The organism is Paenibacillus alginolyticus DSM 5050 = NBRC 15375, from assembly GCF_000422905.1.
In the GTDB taxonomy this organism is placed as follows: Bacteria; Bacillota; Bacilli; order Paenibacillales; family NBRC-103111; genus Paenibacillus_E; species Paenibacillus_E alginolyticus.
This window is the reverse complement of sequence record NZ_AUGY01000001.1, coordinates 79,381-91,638: the sequence shown is the minus strand read 5'-3', so window position 1 is coordinate 91,638 and position 12,258 is coordinate 79,381. Positions and strand designations below refer to the sequence as shown.

At 43.7% G+C, this 12,258-nt stretch carries 15 protein-coding genes; all 15 read right to left on the bottom strand.

Annotated elements, in window-relative coordinates; translation table 11 throughout:
* Positions 1 to 88: 88 nt before the first annotated feature.
* The 15 genes from G519_RS0100505 to G519_RS0100430 all read right to left on the bottom strand — a co-directional run bounded on the left by G519_RS0100505 (position 89) and on the right by G519_RS0100430 (position 12,247).
* Positions 89 to 268, bottom strand: a complete 180-nt coding sequence (locus G519_RS0100505; RefSeq protein ID WP_029192998.1) for a capping complex subunit for YIEGIA — start codon at positions 266 to 268, stop codon at positions 89 to 91.
* Between the two features lie 6 nt (positions 269 to 274).
* Positions 275 to 1,180 (bottom strand): YIEGIA family protein, encoded by a 906-nt coding sequence (locus G519_RS0100500; protein WP_029192997.1) that lies wholly within the window; start codon positions 1,178 to 1,180, stop codon positions 275 to 277.
* Positions 1,180 to 1,806, bottom strand: a complete 627-nt coding sequence (locus G519_RS0100495) for a YphA family membrane protein (protein ID WP_029192996.1) — start codon at positions 1,804 to 1,806, stop codon at positions 1,180 to 1,182. The genes G519_RS0100500 and G519_RS0100495 overlap by 1 nt, the downstream gene beginning before the upstream one ends.
* Positions 1,807 to 1,936: 130 nt before the next feature.
* Complete coding sequence (gene fni, locus G519_RS0100490) at positions 1,937 to 2,995, bottom strand: type 2 isopentenyl-diphosphate Delta-isomerase (RefSeq protein ID WP_029192995.1); 1,059 nt, start codon at positions 2,993 to 2,995, stop codon at positions 1,937 to 1,939.
* A 29-nt stretch (positions 2,996 to 3,024) separates the two neighbouring features.
* Positions 3,025 to 4,329: a 30S ribosomal protein S1 gene (gene rpsA / locus G519_RS0100485; protein WP_029192994.1), complete on the bottom strand. Its 1,305-nt coding sequence runs from the start codon at positions 4,327 to 4,329 to the stop codon at positions 3,025 to 3,027.
* A gap of 151 nt (positions 4,330 to 4,480) precedes the next feature.
* On the bottom strand, positions 4,481 to 5,062 hold the full coding sequence (locus G519_RS0100480; protein WP_029192993.1) for a lysophospholipid acyltransferase family protein: 582 nt from the start codon (positions 5,060 to 5,062) through the stop codon (positions 4,481 to 4,483).
* Position 5,063: 1 nt separating this feature from the next.
* Positions 5,064 to 5,747 (bottom strand): (d)CMP kinase, encoded by a 684-nt coding sequence (cmk, locus tag G519_RS0100475; RefSeq protein ID WP_029192992.1) that lies wholly within the window; start codon positions 5,745 to 5,747, stop codon positions 5,064 to 5,066.
* A 139-nt stretch (positions 5,748 to 5,886) separates the two neighbouring features.
* Positions 5,887 to 6,111, bottom strand: coding sequence for a hypothetical protein (locus G519_RS0100470; protein WP_036631716.1), 225 nt, complete (start codon positions 6,109 to 6,111; stop codon positions 5,887 to 5,889).
* A 68-nt stretch (positions 6,112 to 6,179) separates the two neighbouring features.
* The gene (locus G519_RS0100465) at positions 6,180 to 6,833 is read right to left on the bottom strand and encodes a flagellar brake protein (protein WP_029192990.1); all 654 of its coding nucleotides are present in this window, start codon (positions 6,831 to 6,833) and stop codon (positions 6,180 to 6,182) included.
* A 104-nt stretch (positions 6,834 to 6,937) separates the two neighbouring features.
* Positions 6,938 to 8,311, bottom strand: a complete 1,374-nt coding sequence (gene ypeB, locus G519_RS0100460; RefSeq protein WP_029192989.1) for a germination protein YpeB — start codon at positions 8,309 to 8,311, stop codon at positions 6,938 to 6,940.
* Positions 8,312 to 8,419: 108 nt separating this feature from the next.
* On the bottom strand, positions 8,420 to 8,575 hold the full coding sequence (locus tag G519_RS51210) for a hypothetical protein (RefSeq protein ID WP_164826740.1): 156 nt from the start codon (positions 8,573 to 8,575) through the stop codon (positions 8,420 to 8,422).
* Positions 8,576 to 8,645: 70 nt separating this feature from the next.
* Positions 8,646 to 9,341, bottom strand: coding sequence for a glutamic-type intramembrane protease PrsW (gene prsW / locus G519_RS0100450; RefSeq protein ID WP_029192988.1), 696 nt, complete (start codon positions 9,339 to 9,341; stop codon positions 8,646 to 8,648).
* 106 nt (positions 9,342 to 9,447) lie between these two features.
* Positions 9,448 to 10,950 (bottom strand): DnaB-like helicase C-terminal domain-containing protein, encoded by a 1,503-nt coding sequence (locus G519_RS0100445; RefSeq protein ID WP_051252977.1) that lies wholly within the window; start codon positions 10,948 to 10,950, stop codon positions 9,448 to 9,450.
* Between the two features lie 132 nt (positions 10,951 to 11,082).
* Positions 11,083 to 11,688 (bottom strand): genetic competence negative regulator, encoded by a 606-nt coding sequence (locus G519_RS0100440; RefSeq protein ID WP_029192986.1) that lies wholly within the window; start codon positions 11,686 to 11,688, stop codon positions 11,083 to 11,085.
* A 247-nt stretch (positions 11,689 to 11,935) separates the two neighbouring features.
* A complete protein-coding gene (locus G519_RS0100430; RefSeq protein WP_029192984.1) occupies positions 11,936 to 12,247 on the bottom strand; it encodes a hypothetical protein in 312 nt (103 codons plus the stop codon).
* Between the last annotated feature and the right edge of the window lie 11 nt (positions 12,248 to 12,258).

Here is a 12,258-nt window from a genome sequence, read left to right as displayed (position 1 = left end):
ATACGCAACTTACATCATAACAAAAAAGACACGACTTGGCTAATCTCATTTGAGACTCCGCACGAATCATGCGGGCATACCAACTATTTCAGGTATGCTTGACCAGAATCATCGTGCCATTTTTCAAATCGTGAGCATTAGCATCCAATATCTTTTCTAGAGAGAAAGAGACTTTTTGGAGGTCGTCTTCCTTATCCACAACGAAGATTGGAGCACCTCCACCTATTCGTTCCTTCGTCAAGGTTACAATAGCTAGGATTTGCGACATCCTGATTTAGGCCTCCTTCTTTTTGTTTACACCCGCTTCGGACGGCATACGAACAGCACTTTCCAACACGGGTACCCGATGAAGAGCGATTAACGTTTTCTCAGCATCTTTCTCCTGCAGGAGGAGCAGAACGGCTAATGTGCCAGTATTCAAATCCAGCTTAGCCATCGGCCGCAAAGAAGGCTCACCTTCATCACGATAAGCACCAAACAAGGTTGAAATATCATGAAGAATAGCTTGTCTTTGCCCTAAATGAGCTAACGTTACGCGAGAATTGCGATTTTTGGGTTTGATTAAGAAGCCAAGCCCGTGTTCAAGTATTAGGTCACGATTGTCTGCGAGTCCAACGTTCATTATATATACCGAACCGACGTAAAGGTCCGGGCCATCCATCCGAATATCGGCAGGTTCAATGTCTGCAACTTTCGCTAAATTGTTACCTGATTTAAAGTAGTTAGCAATCCAAATGGATACAATCCCGGCAACGATCCCCCAATACCAAGCAAACAAAATACTGAATAAAGAAGCAAGAAATGCTGAGAAAATAACCAGATAATTTCTTCCCTCAAACACCATCGCTATCCCTTCAATATATGCCGCTCCTCTTGGAACTAACTCTAATTCATCGATCTTGGATAGACTTTGTCTTTCCATATTACGCACATCACGAAATTGTTGGGCGGCTAGCGATAAGAAAGTGACCGCCGTATAATTTTTGTCCAGCAAAGCAGGAACAGCCACGGCTCCTAGTCCTGCTGCGATGACACCCAGTGAAATATGTATAATCTTACCATGCGGATAGGTCGGATATTGCCTGTAGTCCGTTCTCAGCATATTCAGACGTGCCAAAATGCCAAAAATAACACCTACAACGATTCCGATCGTATAACGATGCGAATAAAACCAATCCATTACTTCTTCCAGCCTCCTCTTCGGTCCATCCAGTTGCGAATGATATTTCGGCAGCCGTTATAAGCGGATTGAAGAATGATGGTCATTGTTCTTGCCGCAAAAACGGATAGCCACCATTGGTCTTGAAAAGTTGCCTTGCCGACGTGATGGTAGCCATCAACTGGATGAATTCCCGCCTGATACATGTCGCCTAGTAAGTAGCCAATTGAGAGTGCCGCGATCTGCTCCCATGCACTGCGCTGTAAAACGAGAACTACAACGGCAAGCAATAAAGCCGTATCCCACTCCGAGTTACGAACAATGAGTATGGGATCCATCTCAAGCAGCTGCTGCAACAAGAAATGAAGGGAACCTAATAGTAGGCCGATAGAAAGTAAATGAAGCTTATGTATGAATCCTTGTGTCTTATAGAGAATACCCAGACTGATGATCAGAACCCAGACATAAACGAGCCCCACTTGAACATGCTGGATCGTTACGGTAAACCTGGAAAAGACAATCCATGAGACAAAAAAAAGAAGCATGCCTTTGTGCGATATACTTCTGATGTACAGTTCTTTCCATCCGCTGGCGAATAAGATCAACGTGATACAAAGGAGAATTAGAGACAAATAACCGGCATTCATAATCGGACCACCCTACCATGCATAGGCGATCAGGTGACGTATGCCACCGATCTGCCTGCGGATCTTCAGGCTTCCACTCCAACTAAACGAGGGGAAGCACCGCCTGATCTATAGTATGGCAATATTTCGATTATTTACTCCAATTGGCTCTTTCTGCATATGAAGTTAAGTTAATCCCTCTTGCACGGCACCATTCTGCCGTTTTACCCATGATGACTACAGGACAATTCCCTAATGCCTGAATCGTATTAGCGCCTAGCGCTGTCATAATAAGAATAAGTCCTTGATGAAGTTCATCAGCAAAATGATGGAGCGCATCGACACCCTCGCTGCGCAAAACCCTTAGGAAAGCGCCTGCCATGCCAACCGCTGATGCGCCAAGTGTTAATGCTTTGGCCGCTTCCAAAGCGTTCGTAATACCGCCAGAAGCAATAACTCCGCCTCGCGGATAAACGGAGAGTGCTTCTAGCAAGGCGATGCTGGTTGGAGTGCCCCAATCGTTCAACCATTCCAAAGCCGCTGGACGTCTTGCATTCTCAATGGCGGCGAAATTCGTGCCGCCCGAGCCGCCGACATCCAAAAAGCGGACGCCAATGTTCTGTAATTGTTTGGCGTTATCCTTCAGGATACCAAAGCCAACTTCCTTCACGATGACAGGTACCTGTACATGCCGAACAATCGCTTCAATGCGGCTTAACATGCCCACAAAGCTGCGATCTCCTTCGGGCATAATTAACTCCTGCATGACATTCAAATGAATTTGAAGCGCATTCGCTTCAATCATATCAACAGCCCGGAGCGCTTGCTCGATGGTCGCCTCACTGCCTAAATTCGCGAACACAATCCCTTTGGGATTTTCGCGGCGAACAACTTGATAGCTCGATGCAACCTCGCTGTTTTTAATTGCAGACATCTGGGAGCCAACGGCCATAGCCATGCCCTTTTCCCTTGCCAAGATGGCTAATTCGCGGTTTATGCTTTCCGTCTCCTGAGCGCCGCCCGTCATTGCATTAATTAAAATCGGCGAACTCATAAAGAGATCGCCGATTTCTGTAGTTAATGCTATATGATCCGTCGAAGTCTCAGGCAGACAGTTATGCACAAGCTTGATATCCGACAGCCCTTGCTGCCGTGATTGACCAAGCTCCAGCGCGTAATGGACATGCTCCATTTTGCGTGAGATGCGCATTCTTATGGTCCCCCTAAGCGTCGTATCATTTACTTTTTGAATTTAGCAAGTTTATCGCCAAAACGCTCGCCAAGAGTCATGGACAGACCTTGATTGCTCAAGGACACGTTCTCATTGCCAGCAATCTCTTTTTGGTGACTTGCGCTGTTTCCGCGGTCACGATCGCCTCTTGGTTGTCTTTCTCTGTCTGGTTTAGAAGCAGACGGAGCGGCTGCACCAGCTGGAGCTTCAGGAGCTTCCTCTGTATCTTTAATGCTTAAGCTAACGCGTTTCTCAGCCGTATTGATTTCCAAGATTTTCACTTGAACTTCTTGGCCTTCTTTCAATACTTCGTGCGGAGTACCGATGTGACGGTGGGCAATTTGGGAAATATGCACAAGACCTTCAACACCAGGAGCCACTTCAACGAATGCGCCGAAAGCTGCAAGACGTTTCACTGTACCTGTTACGATATCGCCTGCTTTGAATTCATTCTCCACACTCGCCCATGGGCCTGCTTGTGTAGCTTTGATGCTCAAGCTGATTTTATCATTGGAAGGATCAAGCTTAAGGATTTGCACCTTTACTTTATCGCCTTCTTTAACTACGTCAGAAGCTTGTTCTACATGGTGCCAAGCCAGCTCGGAAATGTGTACAAGTCCGTCGATACCACCGATATCAATAAACGCACCAAATTGTGTCAAGCGTTGAACAGTACCTTCCAGTACTTGACCCACTTGAAGTCCTTCGATGATTTGCTTTTTGTTAGCTTCGAACTCTTCATCCAGAACATCTTTTTGGGAAAGAATGACTTTGTTTTTCTCGCGATCGATTTCTTTTACACGAAGACGCAATGTGCGGCCTTTGTAAGCGGAGAAATCTTCAACGAATTGACGCTCAACCATGGAAGCAGGTACGAATCCACGTACGCCGATATCCACAACAAGGCCACCTTTTACAACTTCAGCTACAGTAGCTTCAATGATTTCTTTGCTATCCAGCTGGCCTTGCAGTGACTCCCATACTTTGCTGTTGTCAACAACACGTTTGGAAAGAACCAATGTTTCTTTCGCATCGTTGATTGACACAACTTTCAATTCAACTTCTTGTCCAAGCAAAGTTGCTTCTGCATCGGAAGAAAGTTCGCGAACTGGGATAACACCATCGTATTTGTAACCGATATCCACGAAGGCTTGATCTGCGTCTACCTTAACGATTTTGCCTTTAACGGTAGCGCCTTTCTTCAGCACAGCAACGTTGTTAAGAGCGTGCTCAGCTTCTGCTTGCGATACGGCTGTTTCTTGTGCTTCTTGTACTTCTTGCGTTTGATCTTCAACTTTTACTTCATCTGACATGAGATTAGCCTCCTCTTATTACAACCAACAATAAATAATTTATAAGTCACAAAGCAGTATTGTAAGCTTCTACTCTGTTTCAAACAAAACAATAACTACCATTCGCATTAAAGATAGTATAATTCCAAGCTTTCGATTCCATACATCCTTGTTAACCTTTGCTATAAGCAGTATGTAATCGGCGAATTTCTTTCATAATGGCTTCTGTTGCTTGCTCCAAATCTTCAGAGCTTGCTCCTGCATAAGCACTTAGGTCAAGCGGTTTTCCATATACAATTGTCATGCGGCGGAATAAGGAATAATTGCCAATAATAGCCACAGGAACTACGGTAGCTCCAGATTTAAGTGCAAGACTGGCTGCGCCCTTCTTGCCCATCCCTCCTGCATTGTTTCGCGATCCTTCTGGGAAAACACCCAACATATTACCATCGCGAAGCAATTGTACCGCAAGTCGGATCGATTCTCTGCTAACGCCACCGCGTTTTACAGGAAAAGCGCCTACTTTAGAAATAATGGAACCCAGCACAGGGATATCAAACAGTTCTGCCTTTGCCATGAAATGAACCATACGCTTAAGCGGAGTTCCTAACAATGGCGGATCTAGCAAACTGGTATGATTCCCGCAAAGCACAACCGCTCCGTGTGTAGGAACATTCTCCATACCTAAAGCCCGCATGCGGAAAAACAAAGTAAAAACAAAACGAAATAAAGCCCTGCCGATGCGATAAAGCATCTTATTTGCCACCTCCGACTTTGTCTTTGCAAAGCCCAAGGATTTCGTCCACAACTTCTTCAATGGTCATTGAAGTACTGTCCATTAGAACAGCATCATGAGCTCGTCTAAGCGGTGAGATCTCTCTATCCTGGTCCAGTTGATCGCGTCGGGCAATGTCCTGTTCAAGTTCAGAGAGCGTTAGGGTGCAAGTCCCGCTATTTTGCATCTCTTTGAATCGACGCTCTGCTCTTTCCTTTACGCTAGCTGTCAGAAATACTTTGATTTCAGCATCCGGCATAACATGAGTGCCGATATCGCGGCCATCCATGACTACGCCTTTGGTTATGGCCATTTGCTTCTGAAGTGTTACCAGGAGCTGGCGTATAGCTCCGTAGCTAGCGATTTGGGAAACATGATCCGTTATGGCTGTCGTTCGGATTTCTTTGGTCACATCGACGCCGTCAACGATAACCTGTTGTCCTTCCTCGCGAGGAATGAGCTCAATCTGCATGCGATTCGCCAAGGCAGCCACTTCTAGTTCTTGATCAGGTAGCAGCCCTTCTTGTTGTACTTTCCACGTTACTGCCCGATACATGGCTCCTGTATCCACGTAAACGAAACCAAGTGCCCTAGCAACTAGCCGCGCAATGGTGCTTTTACCGGCTCCAGCAGGACCATCAATGGCAATATTGAACTTTTCCAAGCTGCTGTTCCTCCCAACAATACCTCACAGTACCTTACGAACAAAAAAGCAGGCACTGCCTGCTAATTAATTGAAATTATAGCACATTAAAAAGGCATATGCAAAACTTGGACGTATATTTGATTACGTTTAGATATGCCTAAGTGCGCTCTCCCTTCCCATTTTGAGGCCAAATATAGGGCTTGCCCTCTAGGGGTTCAACACGTGTAAAATGCTTACGTATGTAGGGAATTTGAAGCATCGCCTGAACACATATAAGTAAAACGAAAAATACGAGCGTTGTCCGAATGATCACCTTCTCTACCTTTGCAGAAAAGAGGATAAACAGCTGCTCGTATGACTTATTTTCCCGATCCCTTGACATGAGATGCCCCACCTGCTCACATTGACATATTGCTTGGTAGTATGCCCATGCAGGTGAAATCTCATGCGTTATCGTTTACGGAAATCCATTTGTCTCTCAAAGCAAAAGCGAATTAGTTTCTGACGTTCACGATCGGCTATATCCGTAAATCTGATCATAGCCAATTGCTTGCCAGACTCGAGCTGTTTAACGCGGACAACCTCGCCAGTAAACGGAATATGCTCAATATTACCATTCTTGAATGGAACAAGAACCCAACATGAGATAATGGCATTCATTCCGATTGGGATATGTCCTTCACAAATAAACGAAATCCCGCCGCCGCCGACATCTTCCGTCACGCCAATGAATTGAATTTGATCTGACAATTTAACGGCAATTTCAAGTTCCGCCAGTACCCTTAGAAAACTTCTGCGTTGAACTTGCGTAATGGCTTCAGGCTCTGGTTTACGCAGTTCCACTAAGCGAATCACGTCTTCTCTAAAACCAGTAACGGAAGTTGTGAAGTAGTGCTTCACTCCGCCTTGACCTAAAAAGAACGTGCTTAATTCATCACCTTGATAAAGCTTCTTGAGTCGGCCTGTTTTCTCATTCAGCGGGAGCTCAATGGCGATCACATGATCCGTCACGTCAGCAATTCTTGACTTGTATTCAATTTTGGACTCTTCATCGTCGATGCTGTTCACTTGCATATGTAAGATCTGGTTGACTTTAGGAAGCAATTTCTGCACCTCCGAGACGTAATATGTCCTAATTATACCAATGCTCTATTAATTATGATAGCAAAAAAAAAGAAGCTAGGATTGAACCCGCTTCTTCTCTATGATTATTTCTTCGCAGCAGCAGCTGCTTCTGCCTGTTCAGGGCGTATGGTTTCAATTTTCTCTTGCGTGCCATTCTCACTATTCATATAGACACGATAAATATTGTTGTTCATCTTCCCGATAAATTCATGACAAAGCACTTCTTCGTCTAATTCATTTTTAATGATCGCCAAAGACTCCCCAGTTACTTCCATTTTCGGGTTAAGCTGCTTTCGCGCTTCGGCTGCAGTCATTTTAGGCTGACCAACTGTTCGCTGTTTTTGACCATATATATAGTCGGTGGCCTGCACACCAATGACTTCAAGGGTGTCCAAAGCTACTTTAATACTAGCCTGCTGAGGATAAATCGTAACATCCTTTTCTCGTTTAGCGAAAATAATGTTAGCGATATTTTGATATTGATCATAGCTTACTGCGCTCATATCTTTATATTCGTGTTGATCTAAGAACTCATTAGCAATATCTCGCGCTTGTCTAAGATCAAACTTGGATTCTTTAACGGTTCGTGGCTTCATAAAATAAATGAGGTGACCGCCTTTTTTTGTGAAATCCATCTGAATATCATTTTCACTGCCGTCTCCACCTGGAACTACAACGCTAAAGCTTTGATATTCTGGCGAGCTGCCGCCATTCTCAATTACTTTCATATTGGCTGTATCATTGACTCCCAGAAATTGCGCTGCTTTTTGTTTAATTTGATCAGCCGTCATATCATTTCCTGACAAGGCACTAACATCATTTTTGGAAAATATGCTTAAATTTCCTGGTCCCCAGTTTAGCTCCTCGTAGGCTCCAACTTTTTTGTCAACGGTTGAAAAGCCATCAATGATCGCATTATCATGTGGTTCATTTTTAGAAGCTAGGGCGACCTCGACGTCCATCCATCGCAGGTTTTTGGACAATACCTTATCCTGAACACCGCGTATTTCCTTTGTTATCTCCGAGGAATGATCGTAAAGAGCGCTCAACGTTTTTATTTCTTGCTCATTTAGAGGCTGCTTCGTCATGTCGCGTACGGACATTCGGTAAGAGAAATTAGCCATATTTGCTAAGAAATCTTCCGTTTTATTAAATGGCAGCAGGGTTAGCGGCAGCTGCGTAATATCGCTTTGCGCTTGGCTCGTTAGCCGCCATACATTCACCAATCCCTTTCGGTAGGAAGGCTCTGAGGTTGCGTTAACAGCCAACGTATTTCCAAGCTCAGTATGAAGCTTATCCACATGGAAAGAAAGATCATGGAACGCACGTTGATACTGATTTTCTGCTTTGATCAAAATCGTATTCTTCTCTTGATGTTCCAAATATCCCCACACTGAAGCACCAATCAAGGCAAGCAAGAGGAAGGGAAACATAACAATACTTAATCTTTTATACACGCGACTGCTCCTTTCGTACCCAAACTTGCGCTTAGTTTTTACGTGGGGAGACAGGTTTATACAAGATTGACAACAAAAAGAGGCCAATTCTTAAAAGAATGGCCCCCGCTAATCTTCGGTCTCTACTTCAAAGTCTTGCTGATTGCTGCAAATGCATTGACGGAATCCCGTTTCAATTTTCCCTTTTTCTTTTTTGCCTATCAGCACAAACTTTTCACCGCATAATCGGCAGCGGATCTTTACTTTGACTCTTGTCGTGGACATGTACACCCTCCCGGTCGTTCCGAAGCTTACAGCTTGGAATCGCCATCTATACAGTCCATTATGACCTATTTTAGCTCACTTTAATCTTCTCTTCGGCTGTCGCGATGCGTAATGGGGAATGAGCATTAGCACGATCAACCCGCCAAATCGTACGAATCCATAGAAAAGACATGACTGGAATCATGATCCAAATCCAGTTCGTTTTGAATAAAAGCAAAATATAATCAAACAATCCATGCCACAAAATAGGCAGCAGCAAGGACATCCATAGATACCTTCGCGCTTTGTGCGGAATGAATTTAGCCTTACCCAAATAGTAACCCATCATGACACCGAACAAAGCATGCGCTGAAACAGGCAATAGAGCGCGAATCATCAGTGCAGAGAAAGATGAGGCATTAAGGAAAGCATAAATGATATTTTCCAAAGTCGCATAACCTAAGCTTACGGCTACTGCGTACACAATTCCGTCATAAGGTTCATCAAAGGCTTCATGCCTAAAGATCAAATGATAGAGGATAAACCATTTCATAAACTCTTCAATGCCACCAGATAGGAAAAAGGCCGAGAAAAACGTCCCCTTTCCAAACTCTTCAATCAACGAATTCTGCAGTACCATTGTAGGGTATACAAGCAGAACACCGAACAAAAACATTCGAATAACTAGATGAATCGGTTCCGTTTCGTATCGGTCCTTCAAATAAAAGTACGTTAGCAATGAGAGACCTGGCGCTATGGCTGCCATAATGATCGGCAGAATTTGCAATTGCAGCTCCCCCTTTTTGTTCACTACCTTATAGAATAACAAAGCCATTCCCGATTCCATACGTAATATGACCATTATAGTCATTTTCGGATGACTTTTCTATGTCTTACTCCGTAAACAATGCACAATCATTGTGGAAAATGAGTGGGATATTCCCTATTGTACCATTTCGATTCTTCTTCAATACAAGCGATATCGACTGCGGTTGGTCCTCTTCTGTTTCATTAGGCTGCATAATCATGACTACATCAGCCGAAGCTTGCACATTGTCGGGCACGTTGTCTTGGCCAAGCTCTAGAGCTGTAGCTGCGATAATAGGACAATTCCATTCTCTGGACCATTGTTTAAGCGTATAGGCGATCGCAGCCTGCTGCTGCTCCCAAGTTAGCGGTGTTGCCCCTTTAGCTGCAGGAATTCGCTGCAAGTGATCAATGAAAATAACAGGTTCTTTGCCGACAACAGCAGCAATCCGTTCAATAGAAGCAGCAACTTGATCAAGCGTTGTATCTATCGAACACTCAAGCATCCAAAGCATTTTACTAATTTTCACATACTGCTTGTTCGCTTCTGCTACCTGTTCGGGATCAACTTTGCCCCCAAGTACTTTCTGTGGAGCTATACCAATAATCCTTGCAATGCTTCGTGCCCAAAGTTCGAAATTCGTCATGTCCCATGATACAAAAATGACTGGGTTCTGCTGAAAAGCAAGTTCATCAGCCATTTGTTTAAGCAGCATGCTCTTGCCAATGGAGCCTGAACCTGCCAGTAAATACAAGCCATTCCCAAAGCCGCCGAAAAGTAACAGATCCAGCTTGGCAAAGCCAGTGCGAATACTAGCGACTTGACCGCGGAAGCGTTTCATATATTCTTCTAAATAAACGGTGCTATTTTTGATATCTGGAGCTACAGGGGCCAGCATTGTTTCCTCAACGGTTTTATTAACTATAGCGAGAAATGTCTCAACAGGATTCTGAGCTCTTATGAACAAATCGTTAATATCCCGAATGGTTTCAGGCAAATTTATGATAAATGTCTCATTGCCCTGTTCCCTGAATAAGGCTTCTATTCGTGTAGAATCCCTTCTTCCGGTCTCGTCATTCCCCATACAAATATAAACCCGTTTACCAGCAAATAGTGATAAATGTTGTTCTTTAAACATACCGTTATCAGGAACACAAACAGCTGGCATTTTGGCCTGAGATAATGTCAGGACATCGAATATCCCGTTACAAAGAACTACTTCATCTGTATCTTCAAGTGCTGAGTAATTAAAGAGATACTGATCTAAACCATACAAAGGTTTATATTTCGGTTCTCTATTGTCAATCGAGCGTCCGATTAAGTCGACAATTTCGCCGTCATAGTTCCGAATTGGAACAATAACCCTATGCTCGAAGTAATCACCTAGCTGATTCTGATCAACATAGAATCCTATCTTGCCAATTTCAAAGCCAATACGGTACTGTAATACCGTTTCTTCCGTTATTCCTCTTTTTTGTAAATAGAAATAAGCCTCCTCACGGAGCTGTTTTTGGTAATAGGTCAATAACCCGTCCAAATCAACAGCAGCCAGAGTAGGCGCCAGCCGTTTGCGATCTATGCTAGTCATCTAGGACTCCCCCGCTATCTACTCGCCACGTTAATAAATAATCACGATTAACCAACAAAACAAGCATCTGCAAAAACAATCGTTTTTGGAAATGCTTGTTTCATTCTTCATCAAAAAGTAAGGAAGATGGCCTTATTTGAAATGACGGCAGAGCACCTTAACGGCATCATCTGCAATGATTGTCTTCCCATACTCTTCAAGCACTGCTTGCGTAACGGAAGCGGCTTCGCCGAATTCAGATAAGACTGCAATTAACGCTTGATATTTCGTTTCTTCGAGGTCAACAGGCTCGAGCTGTAAAATATATTTCCCTTTGTAGGAATAAAGGGTACCGCCTTCCATGAGAAGGGGATTAATTACTTTGGATACACGCACCAGGTCTTCAAAATCACGGAAAGCATAGGAGACTAAATCGCTTTGTTCTAGCGTTACTTCCATTTCGTACACTTCTTCAGCTTCGTGATCGTCATATGCATCTGAGTTTGCATACAAATCAAGCTTCCCTCTGGTCACAATAACGACCATTCCTTGTGCTGGAAGTGCAAACACCTCAACAGCAAGCGGGCCGGACGGGTCAAATCCGAGCTCGGAATAGGCTTGATCCATCATTTCACTAAATAATTCGTGTACTTTGGGAATTTCTCTCCACATGTCGTCCTTTTGAATTCCGCGTTCAGTTAAGTCATCGAATGTTAGGAAAATCCGTATCTTATCCTGACTTAAGCGTTCTATTTTCATGATAGGATCCTCCTTTGAGCCTTCCGACTGGAAAGCTTGCATCGAAAGCATGGTAATCTTATTAAAACAGAATATGATAAAAAAAGAAAAAGGTGAACCTTTGAGAACGAAAATGGACATGCATCCTTCTTTCGTTTTCACCTATCATGTTAACATTAATTGCGTGCAATTGCACGCGCAAGTTATGTATAAAAAGAAAAGCACAGCCGGCACCTTGGGTATGCCGGACTGTGCTTCATACGTATGTTCATTGGATAGTTGATGAACTTTCTTTATTTTCACGCATGATTTCATTGACTGTTGCTTTCAAATGAGGATCTTCTTTCACTATTTTTTCCACTTGATTCAGGCCATTCGAGTTTGAAGTCGAGAAACTTTTGGCTGACGAATTTCCAAATGATTTGTTCACCAACGAGTCCTTTGCTTTATCAACAACTTTACCCATCGATTCACTGGACGAACTGAAAGCTGAGAACAACATGGATTTACTTTTACGATTGAGATATATAACCGCCGCCGCACCAGCAATACCGCCGAGCAAAAATGTACCTATCTTCATTGGGTCTCCCT

Coding starts and splice junctions, on each gene's coding strand:
- G519_RS0100505 (WP_029192998.1), bottom strand. CDS start 268: ATGTCGCAAATCCTAGCTATTGTAACCTTGACGAAGGAACGAATAGGT.
- G519_RS0100500 (WP_029192997.1), bottom strand. CDS start 1,180: ATGGATTGGTTTTATTCGCATCGTTATACGATCGGAATCGTTGTAGGT.
- G519_RS0100495 (WP_029192996.1), bottom strand. CDS start 1,806: ATGAATGCCGGTTATTTGTCTCTAATTCTCCTTTGTATCACGTTGATC.
- fni (WP_029192995.1), bottom strand. CDS start 2,995: ATGCGCATCTCACGCAAAATGGAGCATGTCCATTACGCGCTGGAGCTT.
- rpsA (WP_029192994.1), bottom strand. CDS start 4,329: ATGTCAGATGAAGTAAAAGTTGAAGATCAAACGCAAGAAGTACAAGAA.
- G519_RS0100480 (WP_029192993.1), bottom strand. CDS start 5,062: ATGCTTTATCGCATCGGCAGGGCTTTATTTCGTTTTGTTTTTACTTTG.
- G519_RS0100470 (WP_036631716.1), bottom strand. CDS start 6,111: ATGTCAAGGGATCGGGAAAATAAGTCATACGAGCAGCTGTTTATCCTC.
- G519_RS51210 (WP_164826740.1), bottom strand. CDS start 8,575: ATGTCCACGACAAGAGTCAAAGTAAAGATCCGCTGCCGATTATGCGGT.
- G519_RS0100445 (WP_051252977.1), bottom strand. CDS start 10,950: ATGACTAGCATAGATCGCAAACGGCTGGCGCCTACTCTGGCTGCTGTT.
- G519_RS0100440 (WP_029192986.1), bottom strand. CDS start 11,688: ATGAAAATAGAACGCTTAAGTCAGGATAAGATACGGATTTTCCTAACA.
- G519_RS0100430 (WP_029192984.1), bottom strand. CDS start 12,247: ATGAAGATAGGTACATTTTTGCTCGGCGGTATTGCTGGTGCGGCGGCG.